The sequence below is a fragment of the Hasllibacter halocynthiae genome (genome assembly GCF_003003095.1).
GTDB classification, from domain to species: domain Bacteria; phylum Pseudomonadota; class Alphaproteobacteria; order Rhodobacterales; family Rhodobacteraceae; genus Hasllibacter; species Hasllibacter halocynthiae.
This window is the reverse complement of record NZ_PVTT01000001.1, coordinates 698,411-720,594: the sequence shown is the minus strand read 5'-3', so window position 1 is coordinate 720,594 and position 22,184 is coordinate 698,411. Positions and strand designations below refer to the sequence as shown.

Here is a 22,184-nt window from a genome sequence, read left to right as displayed (position 1 = left end):
GACGTTCGGCAAGGGGGAGGATCGGGTATGGACGGACAGGACGACCGGGTCGTTCCGCTGCGCCCGCCCTCCGGCGGCGGCATGTTCGGGCCCTGCGACGAGGTCCTCGCCTACTGGGAGGGGCTGCGACGCGGCCGCATGATGCCCCTGCGCTCCGAGATCGACCCCCGCGGGCTGCTCGGCGCGCTCGACCAGACCTTCATCCTCGAACGGATCACCGGCTCGCTCGCTCGCATCCGCCTCGGCGGGCTCCACCTCGTCGAGGCCATGGGCATGGAGGTGCGCGGCCTGCCCTTCACCGCCCTCTTCGCCCCGGAGGAGCGGCGCGCCCTCGGCGGCGCGGTCGACGCCGTGTTCGCGGGCCCCGAGCGTCTCGACCTCGACGTCCTGCGCGACGGGTTCGGCCCGGCCCGCATGATCCTCGCCCCCCTGCGGTCGGATCTCGGGGACGCCACGCGGGCCATCGGATGCCTCGTGGCACCCGGCGGCGCCGCGGACGCGCCGACGCGCCTCCGCCTGCGGGGTGTGGCGCGCACCGACCTCTTCACCGGCGAGCGGCGGCACGACCTCGGCGCGTCCTTCGCCGAGATCCCGCCCGAGGCCGGGGCGCGCCCCCCCAAGCTGACGCTGGTGAAGGACTAGCCCCCGCCTTCAGCCCGCCTTGGACAGCGCCTCGGCCCGCCGCGCCGACAGCTCCTCCGCGACGAGGAAGGCCAGCTCCAGCGACTGCGAGGCGTTGAGGCGCGGATCGCAAGCCGTGTGGTAGCGGCTGCCCAGGTCCTCGTCCGTGACGGCGCGGACCCCGCCCGTGCACTCGGTCACGTCGCCGCCCGTCATCTCGAAGTGCACCCCGCCCGGCACGGTGCCTTCCGCGGCATGGACCTGGAAGAACTCGCGCACCTCGCGCAGGACGCTCTCGAACGGGCGGGTCTTGTAGCCCGAGGCAGACTTGATCGTGTTCCCGTGCATCGCGTCGCAGGTCCAGAGCACCTCGGCCCCTTCCTCGCGGACGGCCTGGACCAGACGGGGCAGATGCTCGCCCACCGCCCCGGCGCCGAAGCGCGCGATCAGCGTGAGGCGCCCGGCCTCGTTCTCGGGGTTGAGCGTCCGCATCAGCGACTTCAGGTGCCCCGCCGTCATGGACGGCCCGCACTTCAGGCCGATAGGGTTCTGCACGCCGCGGCAGAACTCGACATGGGCGCCGTCCGGCTGGCGCGTCCGGTCGCCGATCCAGATCATGTGCCCGGACCCGGCCAGCCACTTGCCCGTGGTCGAATCGACCCGGCACAGCGCCTCCTCGTACTCGAGCAGCAGCGCCTCGTGCGAGGTGTAGAAGTCCACCGACTGCAGCGTGTGGGCGGCGTCGGCCGAGACCCCGGCCGCGTTCATGAAGTCCAGCGTGTCGCTGATCCGCTCGGCGATCTCGCGGTAGCGCTCGGCCCCCTCGCCTTCGGTGAATCCCAGCGTCCACTGGTGGACCTTGTGGACGTCCGCGAAGCCGCCGGTGCTGAAGGCCCGGATCAGGTTCAGCGTCGCCGCGGCCTGCGTGTAGGCGCGCAGCATCCGACCGGGGTCGGGAACGCGGGCCTCGGGGGTGAAGTCCAGATCGTTGACGATGTCGCCCCGGTAGGAGGGCAGCTCGACCCCGCCCTTCGTCTCCGTGGGCGCGCTGCGGGGCTTGGCGAACTGGCCCGCCATCCGGCCGACCTTCACCACGGGCACCTTGGCGCCCCAGGTCAGCACCATCGCCATCTGCAGCATGACCTTGAACGTGTCGCGGATGCCGTCGGCGCTGAACTCCTCGAAGCTCTCCGCGCAGTCGCCCCCCTGTAGGAGGAACGCCTCCCCCCGCGCGGCCTCGGCGAGGCGCGCGCGCAGCCGCCGCGCCTCGCCCGCGAAGACGAGGGGGGGGTACCGCCGCAGCCGGGCCTCGACCGCGGCCAGTTCCTCGCCGTCCGCATAGTCGGGCATCTGTACCCGGGGCTTCGCGCGCCAGTCCTGCGGGGTCCAATCGGCCATCTCGTCATCCTCCTGCCCCGGCACGGCCGCCGGGGTCCTTCCCGGTCGCGGCGCATACCATCGCCGCGCCGCGGCGGAAAGGCGGGATTGCCTCGGGGGTCGCTTCCTGCCACGGCGCGGGGACATCACAGCCGGTCCCCGCCATGGCCATCGCACCCCAGCGCGTCCCCGTCGAAGCCCCCGCCCGCCCCCGGCGCTTCGTCTTCGTCCTGCTGCCGGAGTTCACGATGCTCTGCTTCGCCGCCGCGGTCGAGGCGCTGCGGATCGCGAACCGGGTGGCCGGCCGCGACCTCTACGCCTGGTCCGTCCGGTCCGAGGGCGGCGGGACGGTGGCCTGCTCGAACGGCGTGGTCGTCGGCGTGGACGGCGACCTGGGCGAGGTCGGGCGCGACGACGCCGTGTTCCTCTGCGGCGGCCTCGACGTGCAGCGCAACACCTCCGGGCGCCTCCTCGCATGGCTCCGGCGCGAGGCGCGCAAGGGCCCCGTCCTCGGCGGGCTCTGCACCGCGGGGCACGCGCTCGCCGCGGCGGGCCTCCTCGAAGGGCGCCGCGCCACCATCCACTGGGAGAACCACGACAGCTTCGCCGAGGCGTTCCCCGGAACCGACCTGACCAAGCAGGTCTTCGTCGTCGACGGCCCCCGCATCACCACGGCGGGCGGCACCGCCTCCATCGACCTGATGCTGAAGCTGATCGCCGAGGACCACGGCGAGGGGCTGGTGGGCGCGGTCGCCGACCAGCTCGTCTACTCCTCGATACGCACGGCCGAGGACACGCAGCGCCTGTCCATCCCGACCCGCATCGGCGTGCGCCACCCCCGTCTCTCCGACGTCGTCCGCCGCATGGAGGAGAACCTGGAGGAGCCGATCTCCCCTTCCGTCCTCGCGCGCGACGTCGGCATGTCGACCCGCCAGCTCGAACGTCTCTTCCGCCGCTACCTCAGCCGCTCGCCCAAGCGCTACTACATGGAGATGCGGCTGCAGAAGGCGCGCAACCTCCTGATGCAGACGGAGATGCCGGTGATCGAGGTCGCCCTGGCATCCGGCTTCGCATCCCCCTCCCACTTCTCCAAGTGCTACCGCGCCCAATACGGCACCACCCCCTACCGCGAACGCGGCGCCCAGGCGGCGCGGGGGCCGGGGCTTCGCGGCTAGGGCGTTGCCCCCGGCGCCCTTCGCTGTATCGTCCCAGGCCAGGACAACGTTCCTTCAGGGAGACCACCACATGAACAAGTTCCTCGCCTCCGCCGCCGCGGCGGCCCTTCTCGCGGGTGCCGCGCACGCCCAGGAGGATCCGGTCAGGATCGGCGTGCTGCTCAGCTTCACCGGCCCGATCGAGAGCCTGACGCCCGCCATGGCCTCCGGCGCCGAGCTGGCCCTCTCCGAGGTCAGCGGCGACGAGAACTTCCTCGGCGGCCGCACGGTCGAGCCCGTGCGCGCCGACGCCACCTGCATCGACGCCGGCGCCGCCACCACCGCGGCCGAGCGGATGGTCAACAGCGACCGCGTGTCCGGCATCATGGGCGCCGACTGCTCGGGCGTGACGACGGCGACGCTGACCAACGTGGCGGTGCCGAACGGGATGGTGATGATCTCGCCCGCGGCGACCTCGCCGGGCCTCACGGGGATCGAGGACAACGGCCTCTTCTTCCGCACCGCGCCATCCGACGCCCGCCAGGGCGAGGTGCTGGCCCAGATCCTCATGGAGAAGGGGATCGAGGACGTCGCCGTGACCTACACCAACAACGACTACGGCAAGGGCTTCTCGGACGCCTTCGCCGGCGCGTTCGAGGGGATGGGCGGCACCGTCACCCTCAACACCGCGCACGAGGACGGCAAGGCCGACTACGCGGCCGAGGTGGGCGCGCTGGCTTCTGCGGGTGGCGACGCGCTCGTTGTGCTCGGCTACGTGGACCAGGGCGGCGCCGGGATCGTGCGCGGCGCGCTCGACACCGGGGCGTTCGACATGTTCGCCTTCGGCGACGGCATGATCGGCGACAACCTGACCGACGCCTTCGGCGAGGACATCGCCGGCAGCGTCGGCACCGCGCCCGGCAGCGAGAACGAGGGCGGCGCCGTCTTCGCCGACATGGCCGAGGCCGAGGGGATCGACGGCACCTCCGTCTACGCCGGCGAATCCTACGACGCCGCCGCGCTGATCCTCCTGGCCATGGCGGCCGCCGGCTCGGCCGATCCGGCCGACTACGCGGGTGGGATCATGGATGTCGCCAACGCCCCGGGCGAGGCCATCCTTCCCGGCGACCTGTCGCGCGCGCTGCAGATCATCGCCGATGGGGGCGAGGTGGACTATGTCGGCGCCTCCGGCGTCGAGCTGGTCGATCCCGGCGAGGCCGCCGGCAGCTACGCCGAGTACGAGGTCGTGGACGGCAGCCTCGAGGTCGTCGGCTACCGCTGAGCCATCCCGGGCGGGCGCACCCGGCGCCCGCCCCTCCTGGCGTCCCGCCGCCCCGCCCGAACCCTGGAGCCACGCCCATGATCCGCGTCGAGAACCTCGTGAAGTCCTTCGGCGGCTTCCATGCCGTCGACGGCGCCACGCTGGAGATCGCGGAGGGCTCGATCACGGGCCTCGTGGGGCCCAACGGCGCCGGCAAGACCACCCTCTTCAACTGCGTCGCCGGGGTCCATGCGCCGACCTCGGGCCGCGTCCTGATGGGGGGCGATGACATCACCGGCCTGCCGCCCCACGAGCTCTTCCACCTCGGCCTCCTGCGGACGTTCCAGATCGCGCACGAGTTCCCGACCATGACCGTGCGCGAGAACCTGATGATGGTCCCAGGCGGCCAGACGGGCGAATCGATCTGGTCCGCCTGGACCCGCCGCGCCGCCATCCGCGAGGAGGAGCGCGCGCTCGCCGCCCGCGCGGACGAGGTGCTCGACTTCCTCACCGTCTCGCATCTCGCGGACGAGAAGGCCGGCAACCTCTCCGGCGGGCAGAAGAAGCTGCTCGAGCTCGGGCGCACGATGATGACCGAGGCGCGCATCGTCTTCCTCGACGAGGTCGGCGCGGGCGTGAACCGCACCCTCCTCGGGACGATCGGCGACGCGATCCAGCGCCTCAACCGCGAGCGGGGCTACACCTTCTGCATGATCGAGCACGACATGGACTTCATCGGCCGCCTCTGCGATCCGGTCATCGTCATGGCTGAGGGGCGCGTCCTCGCGACCGGCACCATGGCCGAGGTCAAGGCGAACGAGCAGGTCGTCGAGGCCTACCTGGGCACCGGCCTGAAGAACAAGGCCGGCTAGGCCTCGCCCGATCAGGACGGGTGCCGCGCGGGCATCCGCAGGGCGAACACGGTCCGGTCGTCGTCCGAGGCGACCGTCAGCTCGCCGCCATGTCCCCGCGCGATCTGCCGGGCGATGAACAGCCCCAGCCCCAGCCCGTTCTGCGAGGCCCTGCCGTCGCCCCGCGCGAAGGGCTCGAACAGCAGCGGAAGCTTGTCCTCGGGGATCGCCTCGCCCTCGTTCGCCACGCTGAGGTGCAGGTCCGTGCCGTCGTCGCGCGCCTCGATGCGGATGGGCCGGTCCGTCCCGCCATGCGTGACCGCGTTCGACACCAGGTTCGAGACGAGCTGCCCGAGCCGCCCCGGATCGCACAGGTAGGGCCCGCCCAGGTCGTAGGATCGCTCGATCGTGATGCCCGGGTAGGACAGCGCGGTCTCGTCGACGACCTTGTCGATCACCGCCTCGAGGTCGGCGACCTCCTGGCGGGCCAGCTCGATCCCCTCGCCAAGGCGCGTGCGGGCCAAGTCGAGCACGTCGCCGATCAGCGCCGCCATGCGGTCCGCCGCCTCCGTCGTCATGCGGATCAGCTCGGTCCCGCGCTCCGACTGGACCTCGCGCGACAGCAGCCGCATCGCCGCCGAGACGGCCGTCAGCGGGTTGCGCAGGTCGTGGCCCAGCACGGCGACGAACTGCTCGCGCAGCCGCGCCTCCTCCTCGCGCGTGCGGAGCGAGGCCGCGTCCGCCTTCGACTGCGTCACGTCGCGCGCCGAGCAGATGAAGACGTCACCCTCGGGCACCGCATTCCACGACAGCCAGCGATAGCTGCCGTCCTTGTGGCGATACCTGTTCTCGAACAGCATCACCGGGCGGCCATCGAGAAGGGCGGCGAAGGCCTCGTTCGTCCTGTCGACGTCGTCAGGGTGTAGAAGATCCTCGTAGCGGAACGCCTCGACCTCCTCGGCGGACCAGCCGAGCACGGTCCGCCATGCCGGATTCGTGTGGCGGAACCGGCCCGTCGCGTCGTTCACGCCCAAAAGGTCCGCCGATACCTTCCAGAACACGCTCTGCGGCTGAAACTGCCCGTCCATGATGCCCCCCGGCTGCTGCACCACAGCATCACGTCCGGTGCGCCGGCGCAACCGCGGGCCCGCTGGACAGCCGCGCGGGGCCGGGGCAGACCGGGCGCGCCGCCCAACGCGAAGGCCCGCCATGCTCGACGCCGCCCCAGCCGCGACCGACTACGCCCTTCTCGGCGCCGGGATGACCGGCGGCTACGGGGCGGCCGACATCCTGCACGACTGCACCATCGGCACGAAACCCGGCGAGATCGCGGTGATCGTCGGCCCCAACGGCGCGGGCAAGTCCACCGCCATGAAGGCCGTGTTCGGGATGCTCCCCCTGCGCGGCGGGATCGTCACGCTGAACGGCAAGGACATCACCGCCCTCTCCCCCCAGGCCCGCGTGGCCGAGGGGATGGCCTTCGTGCCGCAGGTCAACAACGTCTTCCGCGCCCTCTCGGTCGAGGAGAACCTCGAGATGGGCGCCTTCCTGCGCCGGGACGACGTCCGCCCGACGATCAGCCAGGTCTACGACCTCTTCCCCGTGCTCGGCGACAAGCGGCGCCAGCCCGCGGGCGAGCTGTCGGGCGGCCAGCGCCAGCAGGTCGCCGTGGGCCGCGCGCTGATGACGCAGCCGTCGGTCCTCATGCTCGACGAGCCCACCGCCGGCGTCTCGCCCATCGTGATGGACGAGCTCTTCGACCGCATCATCGAGGTCGCCCGCACCGGCATCTCCGTCCTCATGGTCGAGCAGAACGCCCGCCAGGCCCTCGAGATCGCCGACCGCGGCTACGTCCTCGTCCAGGGCCGCAACCGCCACACCGACACGGGCTCCGCCCTGCTCGCCGACCCGGACGTGCGGCGCAGCTTCCTCGGGGGGTGATCCGCGCCATCCTCCTCGCGGCGCTGGCGCCGGGCGTCGCCGCCGCGGAGATGTACGAGTGCGACATCCTCATCCGCACCGGCGAGGTCGGCAAGCCCGTCCGCCCCATCGACGAAGGCGTCCTGACGGTGGCGGTCGACGGCCTGCGCGGAACCCTCGCCTACCCGGGCGGCATGCGGATCGAGGGGGCGGTCACCCGCGAAAGGGGCTACTTCTACGTCGAAGGGGCCGATCCAGCCGGCGCAAGGCACGATTTCGTCCTGTTCCAGGCGGGGGCGATCTTCAACGTCCAGATCGTCGGTCCGGCAGGCCGACGCGGCCTCGGCGGCGAATGCCGCCGCGCCGACCAACCGCGCACGTGACGCGGCGGCCGTCGCGCCCTACCCTCCGGGCATGAGATTCGCACCGCTCCGCCTCGCCGCCCTCCTCGTCGCCCTTGCGGCCCCGGCGGCGGCCTACGACATCACCTGCGACTTTCCCGGCCCGATCCCGCGGCCGAACGGCATCATCGGCAACGACTGCCTCGCGGGCCAGGGGCTGCGCTGCGGCGAGGCGCGCGGCCGCCTCGTCGTGGTCGACGCCAACGGCCCCTCGCCCCGCTTCCTCGTCGAAGGGCGCACGTATCCGGTCGATCGCCGCGTCACGACGTTCGGCACCACGTTCAACGGCTGGAACCGTGCGCTCGGCTGGGACCGCCCGGGCGAGCTGTGGATCCGCCCTTCGGGCCGGGCGCGCTACATCGTGCGCGCGGACGTGCAGGGCATCGCCACCCGCGCCGACATGAACGGCTTCTGCGAGCCGGCCGGCTTCCGCATCGTCCGCCCCGCGCCGCCGCTCTTCGGCCACTAGCCCCGCGCCCGGCGGGCTGGAACGTCCCACGTTTCTCTGGCATCTGCGCGACGGGGCCTTTGGGGACGGGGCATGGAAATTCTCAACGCGCTGGTCGTGACGGCCAACTTCGTGATCGTGCCGGCCCTCGCCTACGGCGCGCAACTCGCGCTCGGCGCGCTGGGGGTGACGCTGGTCTTCGGCATCCTGCGCTTCTCGAACTTCGCCCATGGCGACACCATGGCCTTCGGCGCGATGGCGACGATCCTGGCCACCTGGGGCCTGCAGACCCTGGGCGTCTCGCTCGGGCCGGTGCCCACGGCGATCCTGGCGCTGCCCGCGGGGATCGCGGCGGCGGCGCTGCTGCTGCTGGCGACGGACCGGGGCGTCTATCGGTTCTACCGCCGCAAGCGGGTGGCGCCCATCGTCCTCGTCATCGTCTCCATGGGGGTGATGTTCGTGCTGAACGGCCTCGTCCGGCTGATCATCGGGGTGGACGACATCCGCTTCGACGACGGCGCGCGCTTCCTGATCCGCGCCCGCGACTTCCGCGACGCCACCGGCCTCGACGAGGGGCTGGCCATCCGCACCGCGCAGGTCGTCACCATCGTCGTGGCCGGGATCGCGGTCGCCCTGCTCTTCTGGTTCCTCAACCGCACTCGCACGGGCAAGTCGATGCGCGCCTATTCCGACAACGAGGATCTCGCCCTCCTCTCGGGCATCGACCCCGAGCGGGTCGTCCGCATCACCTGGCTGATCGTCGCGGCCCTCGCGACCGTCGCGGGCGTGCTCTACGGCCTCGACAAGTCGTTCAAGCCTTTCACCTACTTCCAGCTCCTCCTGCCGATCTTCGCGGCCGCCATCGTCGGTGGCCTGGGCAATCCCCTGGGCGCGGTGGTGGGCGGCTTCGTCATCGCCTTCTCCGAGGTGGCGATCACCTATCCCTGGAAGAAGGTCGTCAACTACCTCCTGCCGGGCGAGGCCGAGGTGTCGGGCCTCCTCCAGCTCCTCTCCACGGACTACAAGTTCGCCGTCTCCTTCGTGATCCTGATCGTGATCCTCCTCTTCAGGCCAACGGGCCTCTTCAAGGGGCAGTCCTCGTGAGCTTCGCCGAGATCCCCGAGGGCGCCGCCGCGCTGCCCTCCGTCCGGCCCAGGCCCGCCGCCCTCGGGCTGCGCGGGGCCCTCCTCTTCGCGGCCGTCGCGGGGGCCATCGTGCTGTCGGGCGTGATGCAGGGCTGGAACACGGCCCTCCTCATCCTGAACTTCGGCCTCGTCTCGGCGATCATGTCGCTCGGCGTGAACCTCCAATGGGGCTTCGCGGGCCTCTTCAACATCGGCGTGATGGGCTTCGTCGCGCTGGGCGGCCTCGCGGCCGTTCTCGTCGGGATGCCCCCCACGCAGGCCGCGGTCGCCGCGGGCGGCTGGCGGATGCTCCTCGCGCTCGCCGTCGGGGCGGGCGTGATCGCGGGCGGCGTCCTCGCTTGGCGCCGCACCCGCTCGGGGCTGCTGACGGCGGCGATCCTCGTCGCGGGCTTCTACCTCTTCCGGGCGCTCTTCGATCCGGCCGTCGCCGCGATCGAGGCGGTGAACCCCGCCCGCACCGGCTATCTCGGCGGCCTCGGCTGGCCGGTGATCCTGGCCTGGCCGATCGGCGGCCTCCTCGCCGCCGCCGCCGCCTGGCTGATCGGCAAGACGGCGCTGGGCCTGCGCTCGGACTACCTCGCCATCGCGACGCTCGGCATCGCCGAGATCGTGATCGCCGTCCTGAAGAACGAGGACTGGCTCGCGCGCGGGGTGAAGAACGTCGTCGGCCTGCCCCGCCCCGTCCCCTACGAGGTGCAGCTCCAGGCCGATGCGGGCTTCGTCGAACGGGCCGCCGGCCTCGGCCTCGACCCGGTGACCGCCTCGACCCTCTGGGTGAAGGTCCTCTACGCCGGGCTCTTCGCGGCCGTCCTCGCCGTGCTCCTGATCCTCGCGCAGCTCGCCCTGAACTCGCCCTGGGGGCGCATGGTCCGCGCCATCCGCGACAACGAGACCGCGGCCGAGGCGATGGGGAAGAACGTCACCAGGCGGCACCTGCAGATCTTCGTCCTGGGCTCCGCCATCCTCGGGGTCGCGGGCGCGATGATGACGACGCTCGACGGCCAGCTCACGCCCACCGCCTACCAGCCGCTGCGCTTCACCTTCCTCGTCTGGGTGATGGTGATCGTGGGCGGGTCGGGCAACAACTGGGGCGCGGTCCTCGGCGGCTTCGTCATCTGGATCCTCTGGGTCCAGGTCGAGCCCGTGGCACTCTGGGCCGTCTCCGCCATGACCGAGAACATGGACCCCGGCTTCCTCCGCGACCGCCTGATCGAGAGCGCGGCGCACATGCGCCTCCTGACCATGGGGATCGTGATGCTGCTGGTGCTGCGCTTCGCGCCGAAGGGCCTCATCCCCGAACGCTGACCCCGTCGCGCGCGCGGAGCCGGCCATGCTAGGGGCGGCGGCATGACCGTCGCACTGATCCTCGCCGCCGGCGCCTCCTCGCGGATGCGGGGGCGCGACAAGCTCGCCGAGGGGGTGGGGGGCGTCCCCCTCCTCACCCGTCAGGTCCGCCTCGCGCGCGCCGCGGGCCTGCCCGTGCACGTCGCACTGCCGCCCCTGCCCCACCCGCGCGAGGCGCTGCTGGACGGCGCCGCCGCGATCGAGGTGCCCCGCGCCTGCGAGGGCATGGGCCGCACCATCGCCACCGCCGTCCGGGCGCTGCGGGACGCGCCGGCGATCCTCCTCCTGCTGGGCGACCTTCCCGCGCTGCGCGCCGACGACCTGCGCGCCGTCCTCACCGCGCGCGACGCCTCTCCCGCTCCGATCTGGCGCGCCGCGACCGGGGACGGGCGGGGCGGCCACCCGATCCTCTTCGCGCGCGAGACGTTCGCGGACCTCATGGCGCTCCGGGGCGACGACGGCGCGCGCGGCGTGGTCGCGGCCCATCGCGCGGGGCTCGTCCCCATAGGCCCGCAGGCCCGCCTCGACCTCGACACGCCCGAAGACTGGGCCGCGTTCCGCGCCGCCGGGCCGCCCCGCCCCTGACCCGCCGCACGCGAATGCCGCACGGGCATCCGGTGCTGCGGACCGGCAGCCGCCCCCCGCGCGGTCGATGACGGCTCGCGGGCGCGGGCGCCTCGCCAGCGCAAAGTTTCTCCGGCACGCCCCCCCCGGCGGCCCGGGCTATCGCCGCCCGCCCCCGCGCCGATCCGGTTTCCGTCATGTCCGCGCCGCCGAAGCCCGGACACCCATCGTGCCGCTTTCGCCGTCCGCCGGACCGGCCATCGAAGCGCCGCCCGTCCCGCCCGAACCTCAAGCCCCGTCGCAGGAATCGGACCCCCAGCGGGCTACGGCCCCGGCGTCGCTTGGTGGATCCGTCCGAGCCGGACGAGCCCAGCTCGATCCGAAAGGCCCCGCCGCGGTCGAGACGGACGGCGGACCGCCTCGCCCCCACGGCCGGCCCCGTCCCCGTACGGCGCGGCAAAGACCGCTTCCACGCCAGAATCCGGCAGCGCCGTTCGTACCGCCACGACCTACGCCCTCCGGGACCGCGGGGCGGGACCGAACCGCCGCCGAGCCGCCCGCACCCCGACCCCGCCGGGTACCGGCAGGGCCGTATCCCCGGGGACCCCGGGGAATGGTTCGGCGGGCGCGAGGGGACCGACGGGCTGCCCACCGCGTTCGCGCGCCATTCGATCGAAATGATGGTACCCGTGGCCGGACTCGAACCGGCAAGCCTTGCGGCGGCGGATTTTGAATCCGCTGCGTCTACCGATTCCGCCACACGGGCCGCGCCCGTCACCTAGCCCGCCGGGCCGGATGCCGCAACGGCCCCTCAGAGGGTGCGCGCGCCGAACGTGTCGCAGGCGGCCATCTCGCCGCCCTCGAAGCCGACTGCGAACCAGCGCGAGCGCTGGGCGCTGGTGCCGTGGGTGAACGTGTGCGGCCGCACCGCCCGCCCCGCCTCCTCGGCCAGCCTGTCGTCCCCGATCGCACGCGCGGCGCGCAGCGCCTCCTCGAAGTCGCCGGGGTCGAGGATCCGCTGCCGCCGCTCGGCATGATGCGCCCAGACGCCCGCCAGGCAGTCGGCCTGCAGCTCCACCCGGACCTGCAGCGCGTTCGCCTCCGCCGGGCCCGACCGGGCCTGCAGCTGCTGCACCTCGCCCAGGATGCCCTCCAGGTTCTGGACGTGGTGCGCGATCTCGTGCGCGATCACGTAGGCCGCCGCGAAGTCGCCTGGCGCGCCGAACCGCCGCTCGAGCGCGACGAAGAAGTCCGTGTCGAGATAGGCCCGCCCGTCCGCGGGGCAGTAGAACGGCCCCGTCGCCGCCGAAGCCCCTCCGCAGGCCGAGCCCACCGCGCCGGTGAACATCACCAGCTCGGGGTCGCGATAGGGCCGGCCGGTCTGCGCCGGATAGACGTCGCGCCAGACGTCCTCGGTAAAGGCGAGGACCGTCGCGGCGAAGCGGGCGCGTTCCTCGTCTGCGGCGGTGATGCCCCGGGCCTGCGGCGCGGGCGCGACCGTGCCCCCCTGGCCGCCCAGCAGCGGCGTCAGGTCAACCCCCAGGAACAATCCCCCCACCACGAGCAGCACGAGCGCGAGGCTCCCGCCCCCGCCCACGGCGAGGCGCCGGCCGCCGCCGCCGCTCCGCCGCGCATCGATCACGTTCCGGGACATCCGTCCGCCGCGCCAGCGCATCGCCATCCTCCTCGCGGGTCCTCCCCGCCTTGACCGCAACGCTCTCCGGTGGTGCAGCAGTTCCGGCAGCCCCCGCCGAGGAGCACGCGATGACCGCCCCCACGGACGCCCCCGCGCGCCCCGGCCCGATCCGCCGGCTCTACGACTGGACCATGCGCCACGGCGCGGGCCCTCACGCCCTCTGGGTGCTGGCGGCGGTCTCCTTCGTCGAATCCTCGGTCTTCCCGATCCCGCCGGACCTCCTGATGATCCCCATGATCCTCGCCGCGCCGCGCCGGGCCTTCCTGATCGCGGGGGTCTGCACCCTCGCCTCCGTCACGGGCGGCCTCGCGGGCTACGGCATCGGCCTCTTCTTCTACGAGGCGCTCGGCCAGCCCATCCTGGCCGCGCTCGGCAAGGCCGACGCGATGGATGCGTTCGGCGCCCGCTTCAACGACCAAGGCTTCTGGGCGGTGCTGATCGCCGGCCTCACGCCGTTCCCCTACAAGGTCATCACCATCATGTCCGGCTGGACGGGGATGCCCCTCGGGACGTTCCTCGTCACCTCCGTCGTCGCCCGCGGATTGCGTTTCTTCGTCATCGCCGCCCTTCTCTGGAAGTTCGGGGCGCCGGTCCGCGACTTCGTCGAGCGGCGGCTCGGGCTGATGTCCGTCCTCTTCTGCGTCCTCCTCGCGGGCGGCTTCGCGGCGCTGCGCCTCGTCTGAGCCGCGCTGCACGGAGGCCCTTGCCACCGGGCGGGAAGGCGACCCGGACGCCGAACCGGAACGGACGACGCGTTCACGCCGAGGTGCGGGCGCGCCCCTTGCGGGCGCGCGCGCGGGATGGTCTTCGCGGCATCGACCCGACCGGACGGCCTTGGATCATGCAGCTCGACGCCAGACGCCTCGCGATACTCGCCGCCGCAGGATCGGCCGCGCTCCTCGCGGGGGCCTACCTGTTCCAGGCGATGGGCTTCGCGCCCTGCCGCATGTGCCATTGGCAGCGCTGGCCCCACATGGCGGCGATCGCCCTCGGCGTCCTGGTCTGGGCCCTGCGGCCCGGCGCGCCGCCCATGGCGCTGCGCCTCCTCGCCGCGCTCGGCGCGCTCGCCGCCGCGACGACGGCCGGGATTGGCGTCTTCCACGCCGGGGTCGAGCGCGGCTGGTGGGCGGGTCCCGCCTCCTGCACCGGCACGGGCGGCCTCGCGGGCCTCGGCGGCGCGGACCTCCTCTCGCTCGAGGGGCCGGGCGTCGCCATGTGCGACGTCGTCGAATGGTGGTTCCTCGGCCTCTCCATGGCCTCGTGGAACGCGATCCTCTCCGCGGGGCTCGCCGCGCTCTGGCTGCTGGCGGCCCTTCGTGCCGGCCGCGGCGTTCACGCCACGGCCTGACCCCGCGCCGCGCAGGCGCGCCGCGATCCCCGGCCAGAGGGCCCGGAAGACGGCGCCGATGCCATCCCCTTCCCGAACCGCCGGACGCACCTCGCCCGTGCACGCCCTGCACCGGGCCGGGATGGCCGCCGCCGCGATGGGGCCGCCTCGTCGCCTGAAGGATCGATTCGCACCTAGCATGGCCCCATCCTAGCGCGCGGACCTTTCGGCCCGGTTAACGTCGCCGGAGGCCTTGCGCGCTTGTGACCAGCGGCCGGAAAGCCTATCTTCGTCCCACAAGATATGGTGTCCGACGACTCGGGGAATCTACATGAGCGACGTTCCGGAAATCCCTGAAGACGAAGGAGGATCCCCGGTCCACCCGGTGATGGAGCACGCCGGCCCCACCATCGACATCTCGAGCGAGATGACGTCGAGCTTCCTCGACTACGCCATGTCGGTCATCGTCAGCCGCGCGATCCCGGACCTGCGCGACGGCCTCAAGCCCGTCCACCGCCGCATCCTCTACGCCATGGACGAGCGGGGCTACGTCCACGACAAGCAATACCGCAAGAGCGCGAAGCCCGTCGGCGACGTCATGGGCTCTTACCATCCGCACGGCGACTCGGCGATCTACGACGCCCTCGTGCGGATGGCGCAGGACTTCTCCATGTCGCTGCCGCTGATCGACGGGCAGGGCAACTTCGGCTCGATGGACGGGGACAGCCCGGCCGCGATGCGCTACACCGAATCGAGATTGGCGAAGTCCGCCAGGGCCTTGCTCGACGACATCGACAAGGACACGGTCGATTTCCAGGACAACTACGACGGCAAGGAGCGCGAGCCCGTCGTCCTTCCCGCCCGCTATCCGAACCTCCTCGTCAACGGGTCGGAGGGGATCGCGGTCGGCATGGCCACCCGCATCCCGCCGCACAACCTCGGCGAGGTGGTGGACGCCACTCTCGCGCTGATCGACGACCCCGACCTCGACGACCTCCAGCTGATGGAGCACGTCCGTGCCCCCGACTTCCCCACCGGCGGGCTGATCCTGGGCCAGTCCGGCGTCCGCAAGGCCTATACCGAAGGGCGCGGCAGCGTGATCGTCCGCGCCAGGACTCATGTGGAGGAGATCCGCAAGGACCGCTTCGCCATCGTCGTGGACGAGATTCCCTATCAGGTGAACAAGGCCGGCATGGTCGAGCGCATCGCCGAGGCCGCGCGCGACAAGCGGATCGAGGGCATCTCCGGCGTCGCGGACGAATCCGACCGGGTCGGCGTGCGCGTCGTCGTCGAGCTGAAGCGCGACGCCACGCCCGAGGTGGTGCTGAACCAGCTCTTCCGGTTCACGCCGATGCAGATCTCCTTCGCGTGCAACATGCTCGCCCTCGACGGCGGGCGGCCCAGGACGCTGGCCCTGCGCGACTTCCTGACCGCCTTCCTCGCCTTCCGCGAGGAGGTGATCGCCCGCCGCACCGCCTACGAGCTGCGCCGCGCGCGCGAGCGGTCGCACATCCTGTGCGGCCTCGCCGTCGCCGTCTCGAACGTCGACGAGGTGGTGCAGACCATCCGCTCCTCCGCCGACGCGGCCGAGGCGCGCGAGAGGCTGATGACGAGGGATTGGCCGGCCGAGGAGATCCTGCCGTTCCTGCGGCTCATTGACGACCCCCTCCATCCTGTGAACGAGGACGGCACCTACAACCTCTCCGAGACGCAGGCCCGCGCCATCCTCGAGCTGCGCCTCCAGCGGCTCACCCAGCTCGGCGTCAGCGAGGTCACGGACGAGCTTGAGCAGCTCGCCGAGCGGATCGCCGACTACCTCGCCATCCTCGCCTCCCGCGCCCGCATCATGGAGATCGTCGCCTCCGAGATGCGCGCCGTGCGCGACGCCTTCGCCGTGCCGCGCCGCACGGAGATCGTCGAATGGTCCGGCGACATGGAGGACGAGGACCTGATCGAGCGCGAGGACATGGCCGTCACCATCACGTCGACCGGCTACGCCAAGCGCACCGCCCTGTCCGAGTTCCGCGCCCAGCGGAGGGGCGGCAAGGGCCTCGGCTCGATGTCGACCAAGGACGACGACATCGTCACGCGCCTCTTCGTGGCCAACACGCACACGCCCCTGCTGATCTTCACCACTGGCGGGATCGTCTACAAGCTGAAGACCTGGCAGCTTCCACTGGGCAGCCGCACCGCGAAGGGGCGGCCCCTCAACAACATCATCCAGGGCATGGACCCCGGAACGGGGGTCGCGGCCATCCTGCCCATCGACCGGGACGAGGACGACTGGGGCGATCTCCAGATCGTCTTCGCCACCTCCGCCGGAGACGTTCGGCGCAACAGGCTCTCGGACTTCACGAACGTCATGCGCAACGGCAAGATCGCGATGAAGCTGCCCGATGGCGTGACCCTGGTGAACGCCCGCATCGCGTCGCAGGACGACGACGTGATGCTCGTCACCCGCATGGGCCGGGCGATCCGATTCCCCTCCACGGCCGTCCGCGTCTTCGCGTCGCGCGACTCGACCGGCGTGCGGGGCATCCGCCTCGCCCCGGGGGACGAGGTCGTGTCGATGTCCGTCATCCGCCACTTCGAGGCCACCCCGGGCGAGCGTGTCGCCTTCCTCAAGCGCCGCCGCGCCATGGAGGGCGTCACCGAGGAGGAGGCGTCCGCCGAGGTCGAGGAGGAGGACACCGCCGAGGAGGCCGCCCTCTCGACCGAGCGCTACGCAGAGATGTCGGCGGAGGAGGAGCTGATCCTCACGATCACCTCCGGAGGCTCGGGCAAGCTGTCGTCTTCGCACGACTATCCGGTGCGGGGCCGGGGCGGCATGGGCGTCATGGCAATCGACAAATCGATGCGGGGCGGGCCCCTCGTCGCCTCCTTCCCGGTCGAGCGGGACGACCAGATCATGCTGGCGACCAGCACGGGCCAGTCGATCCGCACCCCGATCGAGGGGGTCTCCTTCCGCTCGCGCAGCGCGGGCGGGGTACGCATCTTCCAGACCCGCGCGGGCGAGGAGGTCGTCGCCGTCGCCCTCATCGCCGACCAGGGCGAGGACGTCGCGACCGACGCGGAGGCCGTGGCGCCATCCGGGAATGCCAGCTAACCTGGGGTTGCGCGTGTCAGTATGTCGCTGCTTTCGCCCGCTTTCTCCCCTCGCCATGGGCGGGACATGAGGCGACGATGACGCCGAAGGACGACGGGCGGGGGAGCGCCATGGACAACTGGGACGACATGAAGTTCATGCTGGCCCTTTCCCGCCGGGGCACCATGACGGCGGCGGCCCGCAGCCTGGGAACGAACGTCGCGACGGTGTCCCGCCGGATCGAACGCCTCACCGAGAGCGCGGCCACCCCCCTCTTCGTCAAGACCGGCGGATCCTGGCGGGCGACCCAGGTCGCGCAGGGGCTGATCCGCGCCGCCGAGGAGTTCGAGGCCCAGGTCGCCCGGGAGGAGAACAACGCCCGCCAGACGGTCGGCCGGGGACTCAGCCCGATCCGCCTCGCGGCGTCGCCCGTGATCATCTCGTCCATCCTGCTGCCCCATATCGGCACCTTGGTCGCCACGCACCCGAACCTGCGCCTGAGCCTGCGCAACAAGGTCCAGAGCACCGGCCTGGGCGAGGCCGACCTCTTCATCCGCTTCGGCCGTCCCGAAGCGGGCCGCTTGATCGCGCGACGCGTCGGCAGCGTCAGCTTCCATCCCTACGTGCCGCGCGGGCGCAGGGGCCCGGCGGGGGGCTGGGTCGGCCTTTCCTCGGAATACGACGACGCGCCGTCGGCCGTCCTGGGCCACTCGATCTACGAAGGCGATCCGACCGTGCGATGCGATCAGTTCGAGCATATGGTCGGCGCGATGAAGTCCACCGGCTTGCCGGGCGTCATTCCCGACATCGTGGGCGCGCGGGACGCCGACCTCGAGAAGGTCGAGAACGGCGGCGGCGCCGTCGAGCTCGAGTTCTGGCTGGCGTTCCATCAGTCTCGCCGCGACGACATGGCGGTGCGAGCCACGGCCGATTGGGTGATCGAATGCTTCCGCAGCACCGCATGGGCGAACGTCCAGGACGAGATCGAGATCGCCGCGCAGTAGTGGCATCCCTCGGCGGTCGTTCGCCCTCATCGGGCAAACTAGGTTAAGAATTCCGCCGATCGCACCGCCGGTCATCGGATGACGCTGTAACGCCGCCGTGGACGTGCTTCCATGAAGTCACGGTGTTGCGGTCCGGGATCATACCCTGGGGGAGAGCCGCAGCGCCCCGGGCGCCCGTTCCATGCTCTGTCCCTGTCCTGGGCGGGCGCCCGAAATCCCGGGGGCCTTCCCTTCCACCGCTGGCCCCGCTGACGTAGAAGGCGTGGATGACGCGCATCCTGAACATCGTCGGCGGCGGCATGGCCGGGGCCGAGGCCGCCTGGCAGGCCGCCCGCATCGGCGTCCCCGTCCGTCTACACGAGATGCGGCCCCATGTCGGCACCTTCGCGCACCGCACCGGATCGCTGGCCGAGATGGTATGCTCCAACTCGTTCCGGTCCGACGACGACGAGCGGAACGCCGTCGGCCTCCTCCATTGGGAGATGCGCGAGGCGGGTGGCCTGATCATGCGCACCGCCGACCGGCACCGCCTTGCCGCGGGCGGCGCCCTGGCGGTGGACCGCGACCCGTTCGCCGAAGCCGTCACGGACGCGATCCGCGCCGAGCCGCTGATCGAAATGGTCCCCGGCGAGGTCTGCGAGCTGCCGTGCGAGGGCGACTGGATCGTCGCGACCGGCCCCCTGACGGGCAGCGCCCTCGCCGCCTCGATCGCGGAGGAGACGGGCGCCGACGCCCTGGCCTTCTTCGACGCCATCGCGCCCATCGTCCACTTCGACAGCATCGACCTGTCCAAGGCATGGTTCCAGTCCCGCTACGACAAGGGCGACACGGAGGAGGAGCGGACCGCCTATCTGAACTGCCCGATGGACCGGGCCACCTACGAAGCGTTCATCGACGCGATCCTCGGCGCCGAGAAAGCCCCCTTCAAGGAGGGCGAGACCGCCGGCTACTTCGACGGCTGCCTTCCCATCGAGGTGATGGCCGAACGCGGGCGCGAGACCTTGCGCCACGGCCCCATGAAGCCCGTGGGCCTGACGAACCCCCACGCGCCGGACGTGAAGCCCTGGGCGATCGTGCAGCTGCGGCGGGACAACGCGCTGGGAACGCTCTGGAACATCGTCGGCTTCCAGACGAAGATGAAGTACGGCGCGCAAGCCGATGTCCTGCGTATGATTCCCGGGCTGGAGGAGGCGCGCTTCGCCCGTCTCGGGGGCATCCACCGGAACACGTTCCTGAACTCGCCGATCCTTCTCGACGGCCAGTTGCGCCTTCGCTCGCGTCCCAACGTCCGGTTCGCCGGGCAGATAACGGGGGTCGAGGGCTACGTTGAATCGGCCGCATGCGGCCTGTTGGCGGGCCGCCTCGCCGCGGCCGAGATCCTCGGCCGACCGATGCCGACCCCCCCGGGCACGACCGCCACCGGCGCCCTGATGCATCACGTCACCGGCGGGGCGGAGGCCAAGACCTTCCAGCCGATGAACGTGAACTTCGGCCTCTTCCCCCCGATCGACGCCAAGGGCGGCAGGCGGGGGCGCAGGGACCGCTACCTCGCCTACACGGACCGCGCCAAGGCCGATTGGCACGCATGGCTGGGAACGACGGAGGCCGAGGCGGCATGAGCGGGTTCCTCGAGGACGCCTACGGCGCCCGCACCCAGGAGGCGGTGAATGCCCATTACGACCGGTGGGCGGAAAGCTACGACGCCGAGGTCGCCGAGAACGGGTATGCCACGCCGCGCCGCTGCGCCGAAGCGCTTGCCCGGCACCTGCCGGACAGGGCAGCGCCGATCCTCGACTACGGCTGCGGCACGGGGCTCTCCGGCGCGGCCTTCCGCGCGGCGGGCTTCACCGCGATCGACGGGGCGGACGTGTCCGAGGGGATGCTGGCCCAGGCTAGGGTGCGCGGCGCGCACCGGACGCTCCACCACGTCTCGCCCGAGGCGCCGTTCGAGGGGATCGACGTCCGGTCCTATGCGGCCGTCGCCTGCGTCGGCGTGATCGGCGCCGGCGCCGCGCCCTTCACCCTCTTCGACGACGTCCTGGCGGCCATGGGGTCCGGCGCGCTCTTCGTCCTCTCGCTCAACGATCACTCCCTCGCCGATCCGGAAGCCAGGGCCCGCCTCGATTCGCTGGCCCCCTCGCCTCATACGCTGCTGGAGGCCGAGGACGGCGAGCATCTGCCCGGCATCGGCCTTCGGTCCCGCGTCGTCGTGATCCGGCGCGGGTGAGGCGAACGCGCTTCGCACCCTCGCCCACGGGCCTGCTGCACCTCGGGCACGCCCGTTCCGCGCTGACCGTGCAGCATGTCGGGCACGATGTCGGGGCCGAGGTGCTTCTGCGGATCGAGGACACCGACAGCACCCGGAGCCGGCCCGAGTTCGAACGCGCGTTGGTCGACGATCTGCGCTGGCTAGGGTTCGGATGGAGCGGGACGCCGCGCCGCCAGTCGGATCACCGGGGCGGAATCCTCGCGGCGGTGGACCCTCTGGCGGCCCGCGGGCTGATCTATCCGTGCTCCTGCACGCGGCGGCAGATCGCCGAAGCGGGCGGCACCCCCGGGACCGACGGGCTCGTCTATCCCGGCACCTGCCGCGGCCGGCGCCTATCGGATCGTCAGTCCGGAGACGCGCTGCGCCTCGACCTCGCGCGGGCGCTGGACGGCCTTTCCCCGCCGGCATTCGAGGAGACGGGGCCGCTCCACCCCGGTCGTCACGAGGTCGACCCCGGCGCGTTGATCGCAGGGATGGGCGATCCGGTCCTGGTGCGGAAGGGGACGGGCGATCCCGCCTACCATCTCGCGGTCGTCCACGACGACGCGCTGCAGCAGATCACCCATGTCGTGCGGGGTGCGGACCTCTGGACTGCAACGCCGCTGCATGTCGCGATGCAGACCCTCCTCGGGCTGCCGACGCCGATCTACCACCACCACGACCTCGTCCGAGACGCCCATGGCAGGCGTCTGGCGAAGATCGACGGCAGCCGGGCGATCCGCCGCTACCGCGAGGACGGCCTCTCGCCCCCGGAGGTCGCCGCGCTCGCCGGGGTGGCACGGCCGCCGACGCCGAAGCAGGATCGCACGCCGGTGTGGCAAGCCGGCCCTTCCTGACGGACGACGACGAGGAGGGCGTCCGAGTCGCAGTCGGCGCGCATCTCGACCAGGCTTTGGGTGTGGCCCGAGGTGGCCCCCTTCTCCCAGAACGCGGCGCGCGAGCGGGACCAGTAGGTCACACGGCCCGTCGCGAGCGTCCGCTCGACCGCCTCGCGGTTCATCCAGGCCAGCATGAGGACGGTCCCGTCGACGTCCTGCGCGACGACGGGCACAAGACCGCGCGGATCGTACTGAAGGCCGGCCAGATCGATCACGTCGCGTTTCCTTTCCTTCGGGACGCGCCTATCTATGGGCAGCGCCGAAGGAACGCCAATGACCGCCGAGACCGACCTAATCAAGCTCTACTCCCATCGCATCCTGGCGCTGGCCGCCGAGATGCCGCGCACCGGGCGGCTGGAAGCGCCGGACGCGAGCGTTACCAGGCGCTCGCCGCTCTGCGGCTCGGCCGTGACGGTGGATGTCGTGGTGCGGGACGGGCGGGTGGCGGACTATGCCCAGGACGTGAAGGCCTGCGCCTTGGGCCAGGCGGCGGCGTCCGTGATCGGCGGGGCGGCCATCGGCCGGAGCCGGGCCGAGGTGGAGGCCGGACGCGACGCGCTGCGCGGGATGCTGTCGGGCGGGCTGGTTCCCGAAGCGCCCTGGGAAGGCCTCGCCGTGTTGGAGCCGGCGCGCGACTACCGCAACCGCCACGCCTCGATCCTGTTGGCCGCCGAGGCCCTGGCCGAAGCCGTCGCGCAGGCCGAGGCGAAGGCCGCCTGAAGAAAAAGGCCGCCGCGAGGTCCCACGGGGGGGATCAAGCGGCGGCTCGAGGTTGGACCCGAATGGGACGATGCGCGGCCTTCGGGCCGCCGGCCGGAAAGACCGACGATCCCTTCAGC

22 protein-coding genes and 1 tRNA gene are annotated in these 22,184 nt (G+C 71.9%); 18 read left to right on the top strand and 5 right to left on the bottom strand.

What is annotated here, in order from left to right; translation table 11 throughout:
• The first annotated feature begins 27 nt into the window (after positions 1-27).
• Positions 28-642, top strand: a complete 615-nt coding sequence (locus tag BCF33_RS03655) for a PAS domain-containing protein (protein ID WP_158259348.1) — start codon at positions 28-30, stop codon at positions 640-642.
• A gap of 9 nt (positions 643-651) precedes the next feature.
• Here the strand turns inward: BCF33_RS03655 and BCF33_RS03650 are convergent, their stop codons facing one another.
• Complete coding sequence (locus BCF33_RS03650; protein WP_106160190.1) at positions 652-2,019, bottom strand: class II 3-deoxy-7-phosphoheptulonate synthase; 1,368 nt, start codon at positions 2,017-2,019, stop codon at positions 652-654.
• Positions 2,020-2,162: 143 nt separating this feature from the next.
• Between BCF33_RS03650 and BCF33_RS03645 the strand changes: the two genes are divergently transcribed.
• The 3 genes from BCF33_RS03645 to BCF33_RS03635 all read left to right on the top strand — a co-directional run bounded on the left by BCF33_RS03645 (position 2,163) and on the right by BCF33_RS03635 (position 5,285).
• Complete coding sequence (locus tag BCF33_RS03645; RefSeq protein WP_106159545.1) at positions 2,163-3,173, top strand: GlxA family transcriptional regulator; 1,011 nt, start codon at positions 2,163-2,165, stop codon at positions 3,171-3,173.
• 70 nt (positions 3,174-3,243) lie between these two features.
• Positions 3,244-4,434 (top strand): ABC transporter substrate-binding protein, encoded by a 1,191-nt coding sequence (locus BCF33_RS03640; RefSeq protein WP_106159544.1) that lies wholly within the window; start codon positions 3,244-3,246, stop codon positions 4,432-4,434.
• Positions 4,435-4,511: 77 nt separating this feature from the next.
• Positions 4,512-5,285: an ABC transporter ATP-binding protein gene (locus BCF33_RS03635; RefSeq protein ID WP_106159543.1), complete on the top strand. Its 774-nt coding sequence runs from the start codon at positions 4,512-4,514 to the stop codon at positions 5,283-5,285.
• Positions 5,286-5,296: 11 nt separating this feature from the next.
• Here BCF33_RS03635 and BCF33_RS03630 read toward each other — a convergent pair whose 3' ends face one another.
• Positions 5,297-6,352: a PAS domain-containing sensor histidine kinase gene (locus BCF33_RS03630; RefSeq protein ID WP_106160189.1), complete on the bottom strand. Its 1,056-nt coding sequence runs from the start codon at positions 6,350-6,352 to the stop codon at positions 5,297-5,299.
• Positions 6,353-6,473: 121 nt separating this feature from the next.
• On the opposite strand from BCF33_RS03630, the gene BCF33_RS03625 reads away from it, so the two are divergent.
• The 6 genes from BCF33_RS03625 to BCF33_RS03600 all read left to right on the top strand — a co-directional run bounded on the left by BCF33_RS03625 (position 6,474) and on the right by BCF33_RS03600 (position 11,107).
• Positions 6,474-7,205: an ABC transporter ATP-binding protein gene (locus tag BCF33_RS03625; protein ID WP_106159542.1), complete on the top strand. Its 732-nt coding sequence runs from the start codon at positions 6,474-6,476 to the stop codon at positions 7,203-7,205.
• Positions 7,202-7,567 (top strand): beta/alpha barrel domain-containing protein, encoded by a 366-nt coding sequence (locus BCF33_RS03620; RefSeq protein ID WP_106159541.1) that lies wholly within the window; start codon positions 7,202-7,204, stop codon positions 7,565-7,567. Before BCF33_RS03625 ends, BCF33_RS03620 begins: the two co-directional genes overlap by 4 nt.
• A 31-nt stretch (positions 7,568-7,598) precedes the next feature.
• A complete protein-coding gene (locus BCF33_RS03615; protein ID WP_106159540.1) occupies positions 7,599-8,054 on the top strand; it encodes a hypothetical protein in 456 nt (151 codons plus the stop codon).
• Positions 8,055-8,126: 72 nt separating this feature from the next.
• Positions 8,127-9,137: a branched-chain amino acid ABC transporter permease gene (locus tag BCF33_RS03610; protein ID WP_106159539.1), complete on the top strand. Its 1,011-nt coding sequence runs from the start codon at positions 8,127-8,129 to the stop codon at positions 9,135-9,137.
• A gap of 125 nt (positions 9,138-9,262) precedes the next feature.
• On the top strand, positions 9,263-10,483 hold the full coding sequence (locus BCF33_RS03605) for a branched-chain amino acid ABC transporter permease (RefSeq protein ID WP_106160188.1): 1,221 nt from the start codon (positions 9,263-9,265) through the stop codon (positions 10,481-10,483).
• Between the two features lie 42 nt (positions 10,484-10,525).
• Entirely contained in the window at positions 10,526-11,107 is a 582-nt protein-coding gene (locus BCF33_RS03600; protein WP_106159538.1) for a nucleotidyltransferase family protein, read from the top strand.
• 660 nt (positions 11,108-11,767) lie between these two features.
• Here the strand turns inward: BCF33_RS03600 and BCF33_RS03595 are convergent.
• Together BCF33_RS03595 and ypfJ are read right to left on the bottom strand one after the other, a co-directional pair.
• Positions 11,768-11,852 (bottom strand) — tRNA-Leu (locus BCF33_RS03595).
• 45 nt (positions 11,853-11,897) lie between these two features.
• Positions 11,898-12,761, bottom strand: coding sequence for a KPN_02809 family neutral zinc metallopeptidase (gene ypfJ, locus BCF33_RS03590; protein ID WP_106160187.1), 864 nt, complete (start codon positions 12,759-12,761; stop codon positions 11,898-11,900).
• Positions 12,762-12,850: 89 nt separating this feature from the next.
• Here ypfJ and BCF33_RS03585 point away from each other — a divergent pair, with 89 nt between their 5' ends.
• The 7 genes from BCF33_RS03585 (at position 12,851) to gluQRS (ending at position 21,303) form a co-directional block, all read left to right on the top strand.
• Entirely contained in the window at positions 12,851-13,465 is a 615-nt protein-coding gene (locus BCF33_RS03585) for a YqaA family protein (RefSeq protein ID WP_106159537.1), read from the top strand.
• A 158-nt stretch (positions 13,466-13,623) separates the two neighbouring features.
• Positions 13,624-14,130: a disulfide bond formation protein B gene (locus BCF33_RS03580; protein WP_106159536.1), complete on the top strand. Its 507-nt coding sequence runs from the start codon at positions 13,624-13,626 to the stop codon at positions 14,128-14,130.
• 310 nt (positions 14,131-14,440) lie between these two features.
• A complete protein-coding gene (gene gyrA, locus BCF33_RS03575) occupies positions 14,441-17,215 on the top strand; it encodes a DNA gyrase subunit A (RefSeq protein ID WP_106159535.1) in 2,775 nt (924 codons plus the stop codon).
• A gap of 77 nt (positions 17,216-17,292) precedes the next feature.
• Positions 17,293-18,198, top strand: coding sequence for a LysR family transcriptional regulator (locus BCF33_RS03570; protein WP_106159534.1), 906 nt, complete (start codon positions 17,293-17,295; stop codon positions 18,196-18,198).
• A gap of 266 nt (positions 18,199-18,464) precedes the next feature.
• Entirely contained in the window at positions 18,465-19,817 is a 1,353-nt protein-coding gene (trmFO, locus tag BCF33_RS03565) for a methylenetetrahydrofolate--tRNA-(uracil(54)-C(5))-methyltransferase (FADH(2)-oxidizing) TrmFO (protein WP_106159533.1), read from the top strand.
• A complete protein-coding gene (locus tag BCF33_RS03560; RefSeq protein ID WP_106159532.1) occupies positions 19,814-20,425 on the top strand; it encodes a class I SAM-dependent DNA methyltransferase in 612 nt (203 codons plus the stop codon). Before trmFO ends, BCF33_RS03560 begins: the two co-directional genes overlap by 4 nt.
• Positions 20,422-21,303 carry a tRNA glutamyl-Q(34) synthetase GluQRS gene (gene gluQRS / locus BCF33_RS03555; protein WP_106159531.1) on the top strand — a complete coding sequence of 294 codons (882 nt, stop codon included), beginning with the start codon at positions 20,422-20,424 and terminating at the stop codon, positions 21,301-21,303. Before BCF33_RS03560 ends, gluQRS begins: the two co-directional genes overlap by 4 nt.
• On the opposite strand, the gene hisI is transcribed toward gluQRS, so the two are convergent.
• Positions 21,192-21,560, bottom strand: coding sequence for a phosphoribosyl-AMP cyclohydrolase (gene hisI, locus BCF33_RS03550; protein WP_106159530.1), 369 nt, complete (start codon positions 21,558-21,560; stop codon positions 21,192-21,194). The two genes, gluQRS and hisI, sit on opposite strands and share 112 nt — an antisense overlap.
• A 58-nt stretch (positions 21,561-21,618) precedes the next feature.
• On the opposite strand from hisI, the gene BCF33_RS03545 reads away from it, so the two are divergent.
• Positions 21,619-22,065, top strand: a complete 447-nt coding sequence (locus BCF33_RS03545; RefSeq protein WP_106159529.1) for an iron-sulfur cluster assembly scaffold protein — start codon at positions 21,619-21,621, stop codon at positions 22,063-22,065.
• Positions 22,066-22,184 lie beyond the last annotated feature (119 nt).